This is a genomic window from Streptomyces lienomycini, assembly GCF_027947595.1.
GTDB lineage: Bacteria > Actinomycetota > Actinomycetes > Streptomycetales > Streptomycetaceae > Streptomyces > Streptomyces lienomycini.
The window spans coordinates 7,818,475-7,834,068 of record NZ_CP116257.1 but is presented as its reverse complement, the minus strand read 5'-3'; the positions used below and the strand labels follow the sequence as shown (position 1 = coordinate 7,834,068).

Below are 15,594 nucleotides of genomic sequence, written 5' to 3'. Positions count from 1 at the left end.
GCCCCGTCCGGCGTACGGCTGGAAGGACGTTGTCCGGCGGGCGGACGGCTGCGGAGCTCAGCCGAAGAGCCCACCGTGGTAGATGCCGAAGAAGAGACCGAGCGCGGAGGCACCGAGACCCAGCACCAGGCCGAACCGCTCCCGCGTCGTCTCGGAGACGTACTGTCCGTATCCGCCGGTCAGGACACCGATCAGTCCCGCCCACGAGGTCAGGACGTGCAGCCCCCGGAAACTCGCGGTGGCGAGGGCGAGCACGCCCAGGACCAGGGTCGCGGCCAGCAGGGTGTCCTGGAGGGGGTGGCGTCTGCCGTCGGTGGCCAGCAAGCCGGTCCGGGGCTTGGCGGGTCGCATGATCTGTGCCATGGAGAACCTCCTGCCGAAGGCGGTGTGTTTTCGCCCTCACATCCCTGACTACCGATTGTGTCCCCTCGGGGCCGGATTTCAACCGCAGGCCGACAGCCGGGTACGCTGTACCTTCCGCACCGGTGTCTGTTGCCGGCCACGACCGGGTCGCCTCCTCGGAGGAGACCCGATTGTCAGTGGGTCCTGGTTAACTCGTTGATGCCGGTGCGAACGCATCGCAACCCTCCTGCCACGGAACGACCGTGGCCGCTGAGTCCAAAGGAGGTGGGTTCCACATGCGTCACTACGAGGTGATGGTCATCCTCGACCCCGATCTCGAGGAGCGCTCTGTCTCCCCGCTGATCGAGAACTTCCTCTCTGTCGTCCGTGACGGCGGCGGAAAGGTCGAGAAGGTCGACACCTGGGGCCGTCGTCGTCTCTCGTACGAGATCAAGAAGAAGCCCGAGGGCATCTACTCGGTCATCGACCTGCAGGCCGAGCCTGCGGTCGTCAAGGAGCTCGACCGCCAGATGAACCTGAACGAGTCGGTCCTCCGGACCAAGGTCCTCCGTCCCGAGATGCACTGAGCCTTCCCGCTCAGCTGGTCCCGGGATTCGAGTAGCAGCAACCAAGCAGCCAGAGCAGCAAACCCGCCGAGAGGTACCCCATGGCAGGCGAGACCGTCATCACGGTCGTCGGCAATCTTGTCGACGACCCCGAGCTGCGCTTCACCCCGTCCGGTGCGGCCGTCGCGAAGTTCCGCGTCGCGTCGACCCCCCGCACCTTCGACCGCCAGACGAACGAGTGGAAGGACGGCGAGAGCCTCTTCCTCACCTGCTCGGTCTGGCGTCAGGCGGCGGAGAACGTCGCCGAGTCGCTCCAGCGAGGCATGCGCGTCATCGTGCAGGGCCGGCTGAAGCAGCGGTCCTACGAGGACCGTGAGGGCGTCAAGCGCACGGTCTACGAGCTGGATGTCGACGAGGTCGGCGCCAGCCTGCGCAGCGCCACGGCCAAGGTCACCAAGACCTCGGGCCAGGGCCGCGGCGGAGGCCAGGGCGGTTACGGCGGCGGTGGCGGCCAGGGTGGCGGCGGCTGGGGCGGCGGCTCCGGCGGCGGTCAGCAGGGCGGCGGCGCTCCGGCCGACGACCCCTGGGCGACCGGCGGCGCTCCCGCCGGTGGCCAGCAGGGCGGTGGCGGCCAGGGTGGCGGCGGCTGGGGCGGCGGCTCCGGCGGCGGTGGCGGCTACTCGGACGAGCCCCCCTTCTAGGCGGGCGGGCTCTACCCACACTTCTTGATCACACAGGAGAAACATCATGGCTAAGCCGCCTGTGCGCAAGCCGAAGAAGAAGGTCTGCGCATTCTGCAAGGACAAGGTCACGTACGTGGACTACAAGGACACGAACATGCTGCGGAAGTTCATTTCCGACCGTGGCAAGATCCGTGCCCGCCGCGTGACCGGCAACTGCACCCAGCACCAGCGTGACGTCGCCACGGCAGTGAAGAACAGCCGTGAGATGGCGCTGCTGCCCTACACCTCCACCGCGCGATAAGGGAAGGGTGACCGAAACATGAAGATCATCCTCACCCACGAGGTCTCCGGCCTCGGTGCCGCGGGCGACGTCGTCGACGTCAAGGACGGTTACGCTCGCAACTACCTGATCCCGCGGAAGTTCGCGATCCGCTGGACCAAGGGTGGCGAGAAGGACGTCGAGCAGATCCGTCGCGCTCGCAAGATCCACGAGATCCAGACCATCGAGCAGGCCAACCAGGTGAAGGCCCAGCTCGAGGGCGTGAAGGTCCGTCTGGCCGTCCGCTCCGGCGACGCCGGCCGTCTCTTCGGCTCCGTCACCCCGGCCGACGTCGCTTCGGCGATCAAGGCTGCCGGTGGCCCCGAGGTCGACAAGCGCCGCATCGAACTGGGCTCGCCGATCAAGACCCTGGGCGCCCACGAGACGTCCGTGCGTCTGCACCCCGAGGTTGACGCCAAGGTCAGCATCGAGGTTGTCGCTGCCTGAGCCTCGCTCTCGCTGAAGCGATGAGAAGGGGCCGCACCCTCTGACCGGAGGGTGCGGCCCCTTCCTCCTTGCGCGTTGAAACGACGTGTTTCACGTGAAACGGTCAGCGCGTGGCCCCTGTGACGATCCAACGCCCCGATCGCGTACGCAGCCACAGTGTCACCAGACGCATCGCCATCATCAGCGTCATGGCCGCCCACAGGGCGGTGAGCCCGCCACCGAGCGTGGGGACGAGAAGGGCCGCGGGGGTGAAGACCGCCAGGGTCAGCAGCATGGCCCAGGCAAGGTACGGGCCGTCACCCGCACCCATGAGGACACCGTCCAGGACGTAGACCACTCCGCAGATCGGCTGTGCGACCGCCACGATCACCAGCGCGGGCAGCGCGGTGTCCTTGACCGCGGAGTCACCGGTGAACAGGGGCAGGAACGCCGGGCGGGACAGTACGACGAGCAGGCCGAGTACGACGCCGACCGCCACGCCCCACTCCACCATTCTGCGACAGGCGTCGCGTGCGCCCTGGGCGTCACCGGCTCCCAGATAGCGTCCGATGATGGCCTGTCCGGCGATGGCGATGGCATCGAGCGCGAAGGCGAGCAGGCTCCACAGGGACAGGACGATCTGATGTGCCGCGATGTCGGCATCGCCGAGGCGGGCCGCCACGGCCGTGGCGATCATGAGAATCGCCCGCAGGGAAAGCGTACGCACGAGCAGCGGCATCCCGGCCTGGGCGGAATTCCTGATGCCGGCCAGGTCCGGGCGCAGGGAGGCGCCGTGTCGTCGTGCCCCGCGGACGACCACCCACAGGTAGACCGCGGCCATGCCGCACTGAGCGATGACGGTGCCCCAGGCGGATCCCGCGATGCCGAGCCCGGCGCCGTAGACGAGCGCGACGTTGAGGACGGCGTTGGCGATGAAGCCGGCCACGGCCACGTAGAGCGGTGTCCGGGTGTTCTGCAGTCCCCTCAGGACGCCGGTCGACGCCAGCACGACGAGCATGGCGGGGATGCCGAGCGAGGAGATGCGCAGGTAGGTGACGGCATAGGGGGCCGCGGTCTCAGAGGCGCCGAACAATTCCACGAGCGACGGGGCGGTGGGCAGGACCACCGCGATGACGGCGGCGCCGAGCAGCAGCGCCAGCCAGATGCCGTCCATGCCCTGACGGATCGCTGCCTGCAGGTCGCCCGCGCCGACACGGCGGGAGACGGCCGCCGTGGTGGCGTAGGCGAGGAAGACGAAGACGCTGACGGCGGTGGTGAGCAGGGCCGAGGCGATGCCGAGTCCGGCGAGCTGAGCGGTTCCGAGATGGCCGACGATGGCACTGTCGGCCATGACGAAGAGGGGCTCGGCGACGAGCGCGCCGAAGGCCGGAACTGCCAGAGCGACGATCTCTCGGTCGTGCCGGCGCCGGGCGGTCCGGGTACGCGCGGGGGCCTGTGTCATGAGCACCAATCTAATCGTCCACAGGTAAGAGACGCAACGCTTTCCAGACCCTTACTCGCCGTCTCGCCCCGTGTACTTCTGGGCACAGTTCGAAGTGATCTTGATCCGAGTGGGCAAGTTTTTCTCCTGCACAGGCCGTGGATGGCAAAGGCGCAGCTCAGGGCGGCTCCTTGCGCTGGGCTGCGGGCTTGTTCACAGGGCTGTCCACCGGGTCGTGCACAGGTTTGGCGAGGTTCTCCACAGCATCTGGCCCGTCGTCCACATGGCCTGTGGATAACCAGATTGGCTGACGGTGCCCACGGGCCTACGGTTATCCGGCGCCCCCTGCGTCCGCCGACTCGTGAACCGTCACAAAACCGACGCGTCAGAACCGGAGTTGGGCGTCTTATTTGTCAGTGCCGTGCCGTAGAAATGAGGGGCACGGCGAGGTCCGCTCGGCGGACGGGAGGAGGTGGCTCGGTGAGCATTTCCGAACCCTTGGACGACCCGTGGGCCGACAGCGGCCCCAGCGATCGTCTGCCCGCCTCCCGCCGCCGCGGTGACGGGGACCGCACGCGCGGCGAGCAGCACGAGCGCGGCTCGGACAACGGTGCGTGGGACGGTGGCGGCCCGACCTTCGAACGGGTACCGCCCCAGGACCTCGATGCCGAGCAGTCTGTTCTCGGTGGCATGCTCCTGTCCAAGGACGCCATCGCCGACGTCGTCGAGATCCTCAAGGGCCACGACTTCTACAAGCCGGCCCACGAGACGGTCTACCAGGCCATCCTCGATGTCTACGCCAAGGGTGAGCCGGCCGACCCCATCACGATCGCCGCGGAACTGACCAAGCGCGGCGAGATCAACAAGGTCGGCGGCGCCTCGTATCTGCACACCCTGGTACAGACCGTTCCGACGGCCGCGAACGCCGCCTACTACGCGGAGATCGTCCATGAGCGGGCGGTGCTGCGCCGCCTGGTGGAGGCGGGCACACGCATCACCCAGATGGGATACGCGGCCGACGACGACGTCGACGAGATCGTCAACCGCGCCCAGGCCGAGATCTACGCCGTCACCGAGCAGCGCACCAGCGAGGACTACCTGCCGCTCGGCGACATCATGGAGGGCGCGCTCGACGAGATCGAGGCGATCGGGTCGCGCAGCGGCGAGATGACCGGTGTGCCGACCGGGTTCACTGACTTCGATTCGCTGACCAACGGCCTGCACCCCGGGCAGATGATCGTCATCGCCGCGCGTCCCGCCATGGGCAAGTCGACGCTCGCGCTGGACTTCGCGCGGGCCGCCTCCATCAAGAACAATCTGCCAAGCGTCATCTTCTCGCTCGAAATGGGGCGCAACGAGATCGCGATGCGTCTGCTGTCCGCCGAGGCCCGTGTCGCGCTGCACCACATGCGGTCGGGCACGATGACGGACGACGACTGGACCCGACTGGCCCGCCGGATGCCCGACGTGTCGGCGGCCCCGCTCTACATCGACGACTCCCCGAACCTGTCGATGATGGAGATCCGCGCCAAGTGCCGCCGCCTCAAGCAGCGCAACGACCTCAAACTGGTCGTCATCGACTACCTCCAGTTGATGCAGGCCGGCGGCTCCAAGCGCTCCGAGAGCCGACAGCAGGAGGTCTCGGACATGTCCCGCAACCTCAAGCTCCTGGCGAAGGAGCTGGAGATCCCGGTCATCGCGCTCTCCCAGCTGAACCGTGGCCCCGAACAGCGCACCGACAAAAAACCCATGGTCTCCGACCTGCGTGAGTCCGGTTCGATCGAGCAGGACGCCGACATGGTCATCCTGCTGCACCGCGAGGACGCCTACGAGAAGGAGTCGCCACGCGCGGGTGAGGCGGACCTGATCGTGGCCAAGCACCGCAACGGTCCGACGGCGACGATCACGGTCGCCTTCCAGGGCCACTACTCGCGCTTCGTGGACATGGCACAGACCTGATCGACGTTCTCTCCGGCTCTCGGCACGGCACGGGGAAATCAGCTCGACGTGGCGCGACCCGGCGGATGGACTGGGTGCATGACGACACCTCAGGAAGAGCTGCTCCCCGCCACCCGCCGCGCGCTGTCGCACCGGGTCGCCGTCGCCCAGGCCGAAGGACGTACCCCGTCGCTCGTCGCAGCGGTGGTCCGGGGTGGGCGGACCGTGTGGCACGGGGCGCGGACCTCGGTCGACGGCCACGGACCGGACGAGACCGTGCAGTACCGGATCGGCTCGATCACCAAGACGTTCACCGCCGTTCTTGTCCTGCGGCTGCGTGACGAGGGGCTGCTCGACCTCGGGGATCCGTTGGAGAAGCATCTGCCGGGCACCGGGGCGGGGGAAGCCACCATCGCCGAACTGCTCGCGCACTCAGGAGGACTGGCCGCCGAGTCGCCCGCGCCGTGGTGGGAGCGGACGCCGGGGTCGCTGCGGCCCGAGCTCATCGATGTACTGGGCGAGCGGCCGCTCCTGCACCCGGTCGGCCGGCGACACCACTACTCCAACCCTGGCTACACCCTGCTCGGCGCGCTGGTCGAAAAACTGCGCGGCGCTTCGTGGGAGGAGGTGCTGCGGCGGGAGGTGCTGGACCCGCTGGGGCTGGAACGCACGAGCGGGCGGCCGAGTGCTCCGCACGCCGATGGCTGGGCGGTGCATCCGTGGGCCGACGTGATGCTGCCCGAGCCCGTGGAGGACCTCGGGCGGATGGCCCCGGCGGGGCAGCTCTGGTCCACCACAGGGGACCTGGCAAGGTTCGCCGTCTTTCTGGCGCACGGTGACGACCGGGTGCTCGGCGCGGACACCGTCCGAGAGATGCGAGCGCCCGCTGCTCCGGCCGAGGCCGCCGACGTCGTGGACGGTGCGGCGTACGGACTGGGACTGCAGCTCCAGCACCGGGACGGGCGGCTGCTCGTGGGGCATTCCGGGTCCTTGCCGGGATTCCTGGCCAACCTCACGATCGGTGTGGAGGACGATGTGGCCGCGGTGGTTCTGACCAACTGCACCTCCGGGCCGCTGCTCGCCGCAGTCGGAGCCGACCTCGTGCGCATCGTCGCGGTGGCGGAGCCTCGCATCCCCGAGCCCTGGCGCCCACTGCGGGAGGTCGACTCCTCCGTACTGGAGCTGGCGGGGCAGTGGTACTGGGGAACACACGCCTTCGCCCTGCGACTGGTCTCCGACGGAGGGGTCTCTCTGGAGCCGCTGTCGGGGCAGGGGCGCCGTTCCCGTTTCCGGGTGAACGCTGACGGCAGCTGGACGGGGCTGGAAGGTTACTACGCAGGGGAGTTGCTGCGAGCGGTGAGGCACCCCGACGGAACCGTCAGTCATCTGGACCTCGGGTCGTTCGTCTTCACGCGTCAGCCGTACGACGAGGGCGCCCCTGTGCCCGGAGGGGTGGACCCGGCAGGGTGGCGGGGGATCGGCCAGTAGTCGTCCGAGGCCGGGCGCGGCCCTGTTTCACGTGGAACAGGGCCGCCGGTTGAGTGGGGAGCGGGCACTCAGAGCTGGAGCTTGAAGCCCGTGTGTGAAGCCGAGAAGCCGAGACGCTCGTAGAAGCGGTGGGCGTCCATACGGCTCTTGTCGGAGGTGAGCTGTACCAGATGGCAGCCCTGCTGCCGGGACTCGTCGATCGCCCACTCGATGAGCCGGGTGCCCAGTCCGGTGCCGCGCTCGTCACCGTGGATGCGTACGCCTTCGACGATCGAGCGGGTGGCGCCGCGCCGGGACAGGCCGGGGACGATCGTCAGCTGGAGTGTGCCGATGACCCGTCCGCCCCGCACGGCCACGACCTGGTGCTGGTTCGGATCCCCGGCGAGCCGTTCGAACGCGGCCAGGTACGGGCTCAGATCGTCCGGTGACTCGCGCTGAGCGCCCAGGGGGTCGTCGGCGAGCATCGCGACGATCTCCGGGATGTCGTCGGCGGTGGCGGGTCGTATCTCAAGATCTCCCATGACCGCACTCTAGGACGGGCTAGGCGGGCACCGGAGTCTTCAGAGTCTCGACCGCCCGGACCAGCGGAGCCAGGTCGGGATTCGTGGCGGCCGCGTCGAGGGCTTCGCGCAGGGCCGCGTCGTTGGTGGGCCGTGCCTGGTCCAGCAGCTTCAGGCCTGTCGCGGTGACGTTGGTGTAGATGCCGCGGCGGTCGGTGGGGCACAGGTAGCGCTCGAGCAGCCCTCGGTCCTCGAGTCGGGTGACGAGGCGGGTGGTCGCGCTCTGGCTGAGAACGACGGCGTCGGCGACCTGCTTCATCTGCAGATGCCCTCCGTCACCGTCGTGCTGGCGGCTGAGGACGTCGAGCAGGGAGTACTCGCGCACGCTCAGCTCGTGCCCGGCCTGCAGAGCACGCTCGATGTGCGCCTCGATCCTCCCGTGCAGAAGGGAGAGTGCACACCAGCCCTGGGAAAGGGCGGTGAGCGCGGGGTCCGTCGCTGTCATGTGAATCCTCCCGTCCCGGAGCGGCTGAGACCAGGGTAGACCAGGATCGCGATTGCCCGCGATTGCATTTAGCCCGCGCATGCAATTATTGTCGTCGCTCGTAAGGCGCTCCTGCAATCACATCACCTGGGAAGGTACCCTTCCATGCCTCTCGCGCTTCTGGCCCTCGCGATCGGGGCCTTCGGGATCGGAACGACCGAGTTCGTGATCATGGGCTTGTTGCCCGAGGTCGCGAGCGACTACGGGGTCTCCATCCCCACCGCAGGCTTCTTGGTGACCGGATACGCGCTCGGCGTGATGTTCGGTGCCCCGCTGATGACGGTCCTCGGCACCAGGGTGCCGCGCAAGCGCATGCTGATGCTGCTGATGGGCCTGTTCGTCGTCGGCAACCTGCTCTCCGCCGTCGCCCCCGCCTTCTCCGTCATGCTGATCGGCCGTGTGGTCGCCTCGCTTGCCCACGGCGCCTTCTTCGGCATCGGATCGGTCGTCGCGGCCGGCCTGGTCGCCCCGCACAAGAAGGCCGGTGCGATCGCGATGATGTTCACCGGGCTGACCGTCGCCAACGTCGTGGGCGTCCCGCTGGGAACGCTGATCGGGCAGTCCGTCGGCTGGCGCGTCACCTTCACCCTCGTCGCCGGGCTCGGCGTCGTCGGCCTCCTCGGAGTCGCCAAGCTGGTCCCCGACGTGCCGAAGGCGGAGGGCGTGCGGCTGCGTCACGAACTGGCCGCGTTCAAAAACGCCCAGGTACTGCTCGCGATGGCCATGACCGTCCTCGGCTTCGGCGGGGTCTTCGCGGCCATCACCTACATCGCGCCGATGATGACCCAGGTCGCTGGCTTCGCCGACGGTTCGGTCACCTGGCTGCTGGTCCTCTTCGGCCTCGGCATGGTCGGGGGCAACCTCGTCGGCGGCAAGTTCGCCGACCGCGCCCTGATGCCGATGCTGTACATCTCCCTGGGCGCCCTGTCCGTCGTACTTGCCCTCTTCACGCTGACAGCACACAACAAGATCGCCTCGGCCGTGACCGTCGTCCTGATCGGCGCCCTGGGCTTCGCCACCGTTCCACCGCTGCAGAAGCGCGTCCTGGATCACGCACACGGTGCGCCGACGCTCGCCTCGGCCGTGAACATCGGCGCATTCAACCTCGGCAACGCGCTCTCCGCCTGGCTCGGTGGTGTCGTCATCGCCGCCGGCCTCGGTTACACCGCCCCCAACTGGGTCGGCGCCGCGCTCGCCGCCGCCGCCCTGGTCCTCGCTGTCCTCTCCTCCGCCCTGGAACGGCGCGGCAGGGCTCCCGGACCGGTCGTCGCGGGCTCCGCGCCCGTCGAGCAGCGAGCCGCCCTGCATCACTGAACGACCCGACCGAGTGGCCGCGGGGCCAGAGCCGTCTCCGCGCCGCTACCGCCGCCTCGACGACCACCGAGGCATCGCCCCACCGCACGACCAAGGAGAAACATCCATGAGCACCATCGCTGTCACCCCCCTGTCGACCCGTGACGCCGAAGCCCTCGTCGCCGCCGCCCACCGTGCAGCCGAGGCCGCCGGGAGCACCGTCAGCGTCACGGTCCTCGACGCGGGCGGCCACCTGCTCGCCTTCCGGCGCGACGACCGTGCCGTGCTGATCTCCGGGGAGACCAGCACCCGTAAGGCCTACACGGCGCTCCAGCTGAACGCCCCCACCGCGGACCTCGTCGACGCCGTTCAGCCCGGTGGGCTCTTCCACACCCTGCCCACGGCGCTCGACCGGCCGCTGCTGTTCATCGCGGGTGGCGTGCCCGTGCATCGCGAGGGCCGGCTGATCGGGGCGGTCGGGGTGGGTGGAGGCGCACCCGAGCAGGACCACGCCTTCGCGTCGGCCGCCGTACGGTCCCTCGTCTGACGGCGGTGCGGGTCCCCTTCCGACGGAGTCAGCCCGCCGCCACCGTCAGCGGCGCGAAGCGGCGGGTCCAGTCCCCGGGCAAGTCGGTGATCCCGTACGTCATGACCGCGTTGGGGACGACCGCGGTGAGGCCGCGCTCCTTCACCCACGTCAGCAGTTCCTCGTGCCGTACGTCGATGTCCGTGCGCAGCGGTCGGTCGGTCCGGGCGGCGAGGGAGCCGATCAGCGCCTTGGCCGCCTCGGTGTCGCGGGCGATCAGCGGCCCCACGACGTGAGTGTCCATGTTCGGCCAGGCCGCGGCGTACCCGATGATCCGGCCGTCCTCCTCCGCGATGCGCAGTTGGTCGGCGAAGGCGGGCAGCCGCGTGACGATGTGGGTGCGGTCGACGCCGAAGACCTCCTCGTCGAGCCGGAGGATCGTGGTGAGGTCCTCGGCGGTCGCCGCGCGAGTGACGGTCCGGGGTTCCGGGCCGCCCGGAGTGAAACGCCCGCGCACCATCTCCGCGCTGCCCGTGACCTTGAAGCCGAGTTCCTCGTAGAGCGGCCGACCGTAGGGCGTCGCGTGCAGCGTCAGGGGGACGGTGCCCAGTGTGGCGACGATGTCGCGCATCAGTCGGCGTCCGATGCCCTGGCGGGCGTGCCGCTCGGCGACCAGCACCATGCCGATGGCGGCGAGCGCGGGACGCTCCGGCTGCCCGTACTCGGTGACGGTACAGGCGGCGACGAGACCGCCGCCGGGGTCGTCGATGCCGTACCCCTTTCCGGCTGTCAGCAGGAATGACCATTTGTGCTCCTCACGCGGCCACCCCCGGTCCTCGGACAGGTCGGCGCAGGCGGTGAGATCGCGGAGCGTCAGACGGCGGATCGGAGCAGAGGCGGGGGAAGGTGTCGGCACGCAGGTCAGGCTGTCCGACCGTGGCCGTCCGCGTCCACCTCTTTCCGGCGGAACACGCGATCTTTGGCCACGTCGGGTCAGCCGAGGTCCGGGGCCTGCATCGCTCGTACACCTTCGATGTTGCCGTCCAGGTAGTGCCGCAGCGACAGCGGTACGAGGTGGACGGAGGCGATCCCGACCCGGCTGAAAGGCACCCGGACGATCTCGTACTCACCGGCGGGTTCGTCGACCTCGGGGCCGTGCCGCAGGGACGGGTCCATGGATTCCAGGTGGCAGACGAAGAAGTGCTGCACCTTCACGCCGGTCGCGCCACCGTCCTCGCCGATGTGTTCCACCGTGTCCACGAAGCAGGGCACCACATCGTTGATCTTGGCGCCCAGCTCCTCGTACACCTCGCGGTGCAGGGCGTCCACGACGGTGCTGTCGTCCGGCTCGACCCCGCCTCCGGGAGTGACCCAGTAGGGGTCCACGCCGGGCTTGGTCCGCTTGATCAGGATCAGGTGGTCGCCGTCCAGAAGGACGGCGCGAGCGGTGCGCTTGACCACGGGTCGGACGGTCATGGGAGAAATGTGGCCCGGCTGGTTCCACGTGAAACATCGCGAGCACCTGCGGTTCGTGAGTCGCCGGTTCAGTTCCAGTCGGCCGCCGCGCGCAACAACCACCCGTGGGCGCGGGCGATGTGCGGCAAGGCCAGTGTGCCGGTGCGCGCCACCAGGAAGTACGTTCGCAACGGGGGCACCGCCGGATCATGCAGGGCGACGACGTCACCGCGCTCCAGCGCCTCCGCGCACAAGTAGCGGGGCAGCACGGCGAGCCCGGCGCCGGCCATCGTGCAAGTCAGGACCGCGCGCAGGTCGGGGGCGACGACAGCGGCAGGGGAAGCCGGGCGGGCATCGAAGACGGAGGCCCAGTAGCGGGTGACGAAGGGCAGTGACTCGTGCACTTCGACGACCGGAACCCCATCAAGGGCGGACGCGTCGGTGCCGTGAAGCCTCTCGGTACCGGCACGCTCCGCCCAGTGAGGGGCGGCGACCAGGACGTGCATCTCGTCGCAGAGCGGGGTCGCAGTGAGCAGCGCGCCGCGGGGGCGGCCCGTTCCGATGGCCAGATCGTGATGCCCGGCGGCCAGGCCTTCCATGGTCTCCTCGGCGTTTCCGAACGAGACACGCAGGGCGAGCACATGTCCCGACTCGCCGTTGAGTTCGGTGAGCGCCGGCAGTGCCCGTTCGACGGTGAACTCGGGCGGTCCGGCCAGATGCAGGGTCCGACGGGAGGAGCCGTCCTCCGACCCGGTCTCGGTGATCTCCACCAGCGCGTCGAGATGCGGTGCGGCCTTGTGGGCGAGTTCGTCGCCGATGGTCGTCGGGGTGACGCCGCGGGCCTGCCGGAGGAACAAAGGGCGGCCGAGCTGGCGCTCCAGCGTACGGATCTGCGAGGTGACGGCGGGCTGGGAGAGGCCGAGCAGGGCGGCCGCGCGAGTGAAGGAACCGGCTCGGTGCACGGTGACGAAGGTGCGCAGCAAGGCCAGGTCCACGGAGACCCTTCCCCTCTTCCGTTCTTCTCCAGCCCCCGGCAGTACCCAACTATAAATATGTCGATAGGTCGCTGTCGCTACGGTGATTGGACACTGACATGCAGTCAACTAGCCTGGTTCGCGCGGTTCTTCGCGCGTGGAACCGGAGGGCGGTCCGAGCCACGAGGGGGGAGGCTCGGACCGCCCGTCGTACCGCGCGGGGCCGGCCGCTACGGGTACGAACGGTCCGTCGGGCGGCGGTCAGCCTCCCGCCACGTCCAGCGCGCGCAGCAGATCGGCCACCAGGTCGTCGGGATCCTCCGCGCCCACCGAGAGCCGGACGAAGCCCTCCGGCACCGCGTCGCCGCCCCACCGCCCGCGCCGCTCGGCGGTGGACCGCACCCCGCCGAAACTCGTCGCGCCTTCGACGAGCCGCAGCGCGTCGAGGAAGCGATCGGCGTGCGCGCGCGAGGGCAGGGTGAAGGAGACGACGCACCCGTAGCGCAGCATCTGCCGTGAGGCGATCTCGTGGGAAGGATCGTCGGGCAGTCCCGGGTAGCGCAGGCCGGTGATCTCGGGCCGCCTCCGCAGCGTTTCGGCCACCTTGAGCGCGGTGGTGTCCTGCCGGTCCACGCGCAGCTGGAGGGTGGCGATCGAGCGGTGCGCGAGCCAGGCCTCCATGGGGCCGGGAATCGCTCCGACGATCTTGCGCCACCGCCGTACGGCGGTCATCGCGGTGGTGTCGTGGCCGACCACGTAGCCCAGGAGGACATCGCCGTGGCCGGTGAGCTGCTTGGTGCCGCTGGCCACGGAGAAGTCGGCGCCGAGCTCCAGCGGGCGCTGCCCGAACGGTGTGGCGAGGGTGTTGTCGACGGCGACCAGGGCTCCGCGCGCGTGGGCCGCTGCGACGAGTCGCCGGACGTCGCACACGTCGAGTCCGGGGTTCGACGGTGTCTCGATCCACAGCAGCTTCGCGCCCTCCAGCACATCGAGCTGGGCGTTCCCGCCGGTCGGCGCGGTGCGCACCTTGATGCCGTACGCCTCCAACTGGGCGCGGACCAGTGGCAGCGCCTGGTAGCCGTCGTCGGGCAGGACGGCCGTGTCCCCGGCGCGCAGCTGAGAGAACAGCACCGAGGAGATCGCGGCCATGCCCGAGGCGAAGACAAGCGTTTCGACGTCGTCCTGCCCGGGAGCCTCCAGCTCGCCGATGGCGCGTTCCAGATGGGTCCAGGTCGGGTTCTCGTCGCGGCCGTAGGTGTACGGACCGGTCGGATCGCCCGGCAGGTGGAAGTGGGCGGCGAACACGGGGCCGGGCAGCGTCGGTTCGTGCTTGACGGGTTCGGGCAGCCCGGCCCGCACCGCGCGCGTGCCGTCCCCGGGGCCGTCAGCGGGTCTCTTCGAACCCCCGACCGCCTTGCCGTTCGTAGCGGGATCACTCATGCCGCCCGTCCTTCCACTTGCTCGCGTACCGCGGCGAGCAGTCCGGTGCTCGCCGCCTCCACCATCTCAAGGCACTCCTCGAATCCGTCCCGGCCCCCGTAGTACGGGTCGGGGACGTCCAGGTCCCCGCTGTCCGCGGCGGAGTCGTACGACCGCAGCAGTCGCACCTTGGCGGCGTCCCGCTCCGTGGGAGCAAGGCGTCTCAGGGCCCTCAGGTGCCCGGCGTCGAGGGCGACGACGAGGTCGAGGCGGGCGAACCAGGACTGCTGGAACTCGCGGGCCGTGTGGTCGAGGTCATAGCCGTGCTGCGCCAGGACGGCCACGGTGCGCGGGTCGGCACCCTCGCCCTCGTGCCAGCCACCGGTGCCGGCGCTGTCGGCCTGGACCCGGTCGCCGAGGCCGGCGTCCGCCACGCGCGCGTGGAAGACGGCCTCGGCCATCGGGGAGCGACAGATGTTGCCCGTGCACACGAAACAGACGCGGTAGGTCATCGAGATCAGTCCCCGTCGGGCAGGAACGCGTTGAGGGCCCAGGAGACGATCGAGATGATCAGGCCGCCCAGGACGGCGGTCCAGAAGCCGTCGACGTGGAAACTCAGGTCGAGCTTGTCCGCCACCCAGGACGTGAGCAACAGCATCAGCGCGTTGACGACCAGCGTGAACAGGCCGAGGGTCAGGATGAACAACGGGAAGGTCAGCACCTGCACGATGGGCTTCACCACCATGTTGACCAGGCCGAACACCAGGGCGACCACGATCAGCGTGGCGGCCTTCTCCCCGGTGCCGCCCCCGGTCAGGGTGATCTTGTCCAGCAGCCACACGGCGACCGCGAGGGCGCCCGCGTTGGCGATCGTCTTGACTAGGAAATTCTTCATGTGTCTGATCGTGGCAGACGCGATCGGAAACGAACGGTGAGGCAGGGGCGGACGAGGCGATGAAGGCATTCCGGCTGGACGAACTGGAGGCGGAGCGCGCCGCCAACGACGGTGCCTACCTGCAGTTCCTGCGAGAGCGGAACATGTCGGTCGGTCTGTACGCCCTCGACGCGGGGACGGCCGATCCACAGAAACCGCACGCGCAGGACGAGGTGTACTTCGTGGTGAGCGGGCGGGCCGCGATCACCGTGGGCATGGAGACCACCGAGGTCGCGCGCGGCAGCGTGGTCTACGTGCCGGCCGGGGTCGCTCACAAGTTCCACCACATCAGTGAGGACCTGCGGGTCCTGGTGGTGTTCTCTCCGCCAGAGAGCTGAGACGCGCCCTCGGGGTTCCCTAGGGGATCGGTCAGGGGGAGGCAAGGGATGCGAGCGCCCTGCCGGGGCGCTCGCGGCTCTAGCATCGAGTGCAGGACATCAAAGGATTCCCGGACAGGGGACCGGGACGGCAGAGTGCCCGGGAACCGAACGGGGCGGAGAGGTAAGGACGAGGGCGATGCGAGAGATCTTCACGGGGCTTCCGTGGTGGGTGAAGTGGATCGCGGTGCCGGTCATCGCCCTCGTCGTGTTCGGCGGGCTGATCGCCACGGTGGTCGGTTTCGTGATCGGACTGCTGTTCAAGCTGCTGATCTTCGTGGCGCTCGTCGGCGGACTGATCTACGTCGTACGCAAGTTCATGTCGGGCTCGTCGTCGCGCAGCGACTGGTGAGAGCCCTGGGACACCGG

20 protein-coding genes are annotated in these 15,594 nt (G+C 69.2%); 10 read left to right on the top strand and 10 right to left on the bottom strand.

All coding sequences use genetic code 11. From position 1 onward, the window contains the following. Positions 1-57: 57 nt before the first annotated feature. Entirely contained in the window at positions 58-363 is a 306-nt protein-coding gene (locus BJ961_RS35810; RefSeq protein WP_271416901.1) for a hypothetical protein, read from the bottom strand. 275 nt (positions 364-638) lie between these two features. On the opposite strand from BJ961_RS35810, the gene rpsF reads away from it, so the two are divergent. From rpsF to rplI, 4 genes are all read left to right on the top strand, one after another. Further along, on the top strand, positions 639-929 hold the full coding sequence (gene rpsF / locus BJ961_RS35805; protein WP_003975025.1) for a 30S ribosomal protein S6: 291 nt from the start codon (positions 639-641) through the stop codon (positions 927-929). Between the two features lie 80 nt (positions 930-1,009). Beyond that, positions 1,010-1,609, top strand: coding sequence for a single-stranded DNA-binding protein (locus BJ961_RS35800; protein ID WP_271416900.1), 600 nt, complete (start codon positions 1,010-1,012; stop codon positions 1,607-1,609). A 46-nt stretch (positions 1,610-1,655) separates the two neighbouring features. Beyond that, a complete protein-coding gene (gene rpsR / locus BJ961_RS35795) occupies positions 1,656-1,892 on the top strand; it encodes a 30S ribosomal protein S18 (protein ID WP_003949403.1) in 237 nt (78 codons plus the stop codon). 18 nt (positions 1,893-1,910) lie between these two features. After that, complete coding sequence (gene rplI / locus BJ961_RS35790; protein ID WP_003975023.1) at positions 1,911-2,357, top strand: 50S ribosomal protein L9; 447 nt, start codon at positions 1,911-1,913, stop codon at positions 2,355-2,357. Between the two features lie 103 nt (positions 2,358-2,460). On the opposite strand, the gene BJ961_RS35785 is transcribed toward rplI, so the two are convergent. Next, positions 2,461-3,798, bottom strand: a complete 1,338-nt coding sequence (locus tag BJ961_RS35785; protein WP_271416899.1) for an MATE family efflux transporter — start codon at positions 3,796-3,798, stop codon at positions 2,461-2,463. 459 nt (positions 3,799-4,257) lie between these two features. Between BJ961_RS35785 and dnaB the strand changes: the two genes are divergently transcribed. Then, positions 4,258-5,736 (top strand): replicative DNA helicase, encoded by a 1,479-nt coding sequence (gene dnaB, locus BJ961_RS35780; protein WP_271416898.1) that lies wholly within the window; start codon positions 4,258-4,260, stop codon positions 5,734-5,736. A 78-nt stretch (positions 5,737-5,814) separates the two neighbouring features. Then, on the top strand, positions 5,815-7,203 hold the full coding sequence (locus BJ961_RS35775) for a serine hydrolase domain-containing protein (RefSeq protein ID WP_271416897.1): 1,389 nt from the start codon (positions 5,815-5,817) through the stop codon (positions 7,201-7,203). A gap of 68 nt (positions 7,204-7,271) precedes the next feature. Here the strand turns inward: BJ961_RS35775 and BJ961_RS35770 are convergent, their stop codons facing one another. Together BJ961_RS35770 and BJ961_RS35765 are read right to left on the bottom strand one after the other, a co-directional pair. Further along, positions 7,272-7,724 (bottom strand): GNAT family N-acetyltransferase, encoded by a 453-nt coding sequence (locus BJ961_RS35770; RefSeq protein WP_271416896.1) that lies wholly within the window; start codon positions 7,722-7,724, stop codon positions 7,272-7,274. 19 nt (positions 7,725-7,743) lie between these two features. Then, positions 7,744-8,208 carry a MarR family winged helix-turn-helix transcriptional regulator gene (locus tag BJ961_RS35765; RefSeq protein WP_271416895.1) on the bottom strand — a complete coding sequence of 155 codons (465 nt, stop codon included), beginning with the start codon at positions 8,206-8,208 and terminating at the stop codon, positions 7,744-7,746. 144 nt (positions 8,209-8,352) lie between these two features. Between BJ961_RS35765 and BJ961_RS35760 the strand changes: the two genes are divergently transcribed. Further along, complete coding sequence (locus BJ961_RS35760; RefSeq protein WP_271416894.1) at positions 8,353-9,561, top strand: MFS transporter; 1,209 nt, start codon at positions 8,353-8,355, stop codon at positions 9,559-9,561. Positions 9,562-9,667: 106 nt separating this feature from the next. Beyond that, positions 9,668-10,087 (top strand): GlcG/HbpS family heme-binding protein, encoded by a 420-nt coding sequence (locus BJ961_RS35755; protein ID WP_271416893.1) that lies wholly within the window; start codon positions 9,668-9,670, stop codon positions 10,085-10,087. A gap of 28 nt (positions 10,088-10,115) precedes the next feature. Here the strand turns inward: BJ961_RS35755 and BJ961_RS35750 are convergent, their stop codons facing one another. The 6 genes from BJ961_RS35750 to BJ961_RS35725 form a co-directional block, all read right to left on the bottom strand. Then, the gene (locus tag BJ961_RS35750; RefSeq protein WP_271416892.1) at positions 10,116-10,982 is read right to left on the bottom strand and encodes a GNAT family N-acetyltransferase; all 867 of its coding nucleotides are present in this window, start codon (positions 10,980-10,982) and stop codon (positions 10,116-10,118) included. A 77-nt stretch (positions 10,983-11,059) separates the two neighbouring features. After that, complete coding sequence (locus BJ961_RS35745; RefSeq protein ID WP_271416891.1) at positions 11,060-11,542, bottom strand: NUDIX domain-containing protein; 483 nt, start codon at positions 11,540-11,542, stop codon at positions 11,060-11,062. A 68-nt stretch (positions 11,543-11,610) separates the two neighbouring features. Next, positions 11,611-12,516, bottom strand: coding sequence for a LysR family transcriptional regulator (locus tag BJ961_RS35740; RefSeq protein WP_271416890.1), 906 nt, complete (start codon positions 12,514-12,516; stop codon positions 11,611-11,613). Between the two features lie 240 nt (positions 12,517-12,756). Beyond that, positions 12,757-13,935, bottom strand: coding sequence for a cystathionine gamma-lyase (locus BJ961_RS35735; RefSeq protein WP_271416889.1), 1,179 nt, complete (start codon positions 13,933-13,935; stop codon positions 12,757-12,759). After that, positions 13,932-14,426, bottom strand: coding sequence for a low molecular weight protein-tyrosine-phosphatase (locus BJ961_RS35730; protein WP_271416888.1), 495 nt, complete (start codon positions 14,424-14,426; stop codon positions 13,932-13,934). The genes BJ961_RS35735 and BJ961_RS35730 overlap by 4 nt, the downstream gene beginning before the upstream one ends. Positions 14,427-14,431: 5 nt before the next feature. Continuing rightward, positions 14,432-14,809 (bottom strand): phage holin family protein, encoded by a 378-nt coding sequence (locus BJ961_RS35725; protein WP_271416887.1) that lies wholly within the window; start codon positions 14,807-14,809, stop codon positions 14,432-14,434. Positions 14,810-14,868: 59 nt separating this feature from the next. Between BJ961_RS35725 and BJ961_RS35720 the strand changes: the two genes are divergently transcribed. Next, positions 14,869-15,186: a cupin domain-containing protein gene (locus BJ961_RS35720; RefSeq protein ID WP_055422103.1), complete on the top strand. Its 318-nt coding sequence runs from the start codon at positions 14,869-14,871 to the stop codon at positions 15,184-15,186. 178 nt (positions 15,187-15,364) lie between these two features. After that, positions 15,365-15,577: a DUF5326 family protein gene (locus BJ961_RS35715; protein WP_271416886.1), complete on the top strand. Its 213-nt coding sequence runs from the start codon at positions 15,365-15,367 to the stop codon at positions 15,575-15,577. Positions 15,578-15,594: the final 17 nt, after the last annotated feature.

Excerpts from the sequence above, each read along its gene's own strand:
- BJ961_RS35735 (WP_271416889.1), bottom strand. The coding sequence starts at position 13,935 with ATGAGTGATCCCGCTACGAACGGCAAGGCGGTCGGGGGTTCGAAGAGA.
- BJ961_RS35745 (WP_271416891.1), bottom strand. The coding sequence starts at position 11,542 with ATGACCGTCCGACCCGTGGTCAAGCGCACCGCTCGCGCCGTCCTTCTG.
- BJ961_RS35785 (WP_271416899.1), bottom strand. The coding sequence starts at position 3,798 with ATGACACAGGCCCCCGCGCGTACCCGGACCGCCCGGCGCCGGCACGAC.
- BJ961_RS35775 (WP_271416897.1), top strand. The coding sequence starts at position 5,815 with ATGACGACACCTCAGGAAGAGCTGCTCCCCGCCACCCGCCGCGCGCTG.
- BJ961_RS35755 (WP_271416893.1), top strand. The coding sequence starts at position 9,668 with ATGAGCACCATCGCTGTCACCCCCCTGTCGACCCGTGACGCCGAAGCC.
- BJ961_RS35770 (WP_271416896.1), bottom strand. The coding sequence starts at position 7,724 with ATGGGAGATCTTGAGATACGACCCGCCACCGCCGACGACATCCCGGAG.
- BJ961_RS35715 (WP_271416886.1), top strand. The coding sequence starts at position 15,365 with ATGCGAGAGATCTTCACGGGGCTTCCGTGGTGGGTGAAGTGGATCGCG.
- rpsF (WP_003975025.1), top strand. The coding sequence starts at position 639 with ATGCGTCACTACGAGGTGATGGTCATCCTCGACCCCGATCTCGAGGAG.
- BJ961_RS35760 (WP_271416894.1), top strand. The coding sequence starts at position 8,353 with ATGCCTCTCGCGCTTCTGGCCCTCGCGATCGGGGCCTTCGGGATCGGA.
- BJ961_RS35725 (WP_271416887.1), bottom strand. The coding sequence starts at position 14,809 with ATGAAGAATTTCCTAGTCAAGACGATCGCCAACGCGGGCGCCCTCGCG.
- BJ961_RS35800 (WP_271416900.1), top strand. The coding sequence starts at position 1,010 with ATGGCAGGCGAGACCGTCATCACGGTCGTCGGCAATCTTGTCGACGAC.
- BJ961_RS35720 (WP_055422103.1), top strand. The coding sequence starts at position 14,869 with ATGAAGGCATTCCGGCTGGACGAACTGGAGGCGGAGCGCGCCGCCAAC.
- rpsR (WP_003949403.1), top strand. The coding sequence starts at position 1,656 with ATGGCTAAGCCGCCTGTGCGCAAGCCGAAGAAGAAGGTCTGCGCATTC.
- rplI (WP_003975023.1), top strand. The coding sequence starts at position 1,911 with ATGAAGATCATCCTCACCCACGAGGTCTCCGGCCTCGGTGCCGCGGGC.
- BJ961_RS35810 (WP_271416901.1), bottom strand. The coding sequence starts at position 363 with ATGGCACAGATCATGCGACCCGCCAAGCCCCGGACCGGCTTGCTGGCC.
- BJ961_RS35730 (WP_271416888.1), bottom strand. The coding sequence starts at position 14,426 with ATGACCTACCGCGTCTGTTTCGTGTGCACGGGCAACATCTGTCGCTCC.
- BJ961_RS35765 (WP_271416895.1), bottom strand. The coding sequence starts at position 8,208 with ATGACAGCGACGGACCCCGCGCTCACCGCCCTTTCCCAGGGCTGGTGT.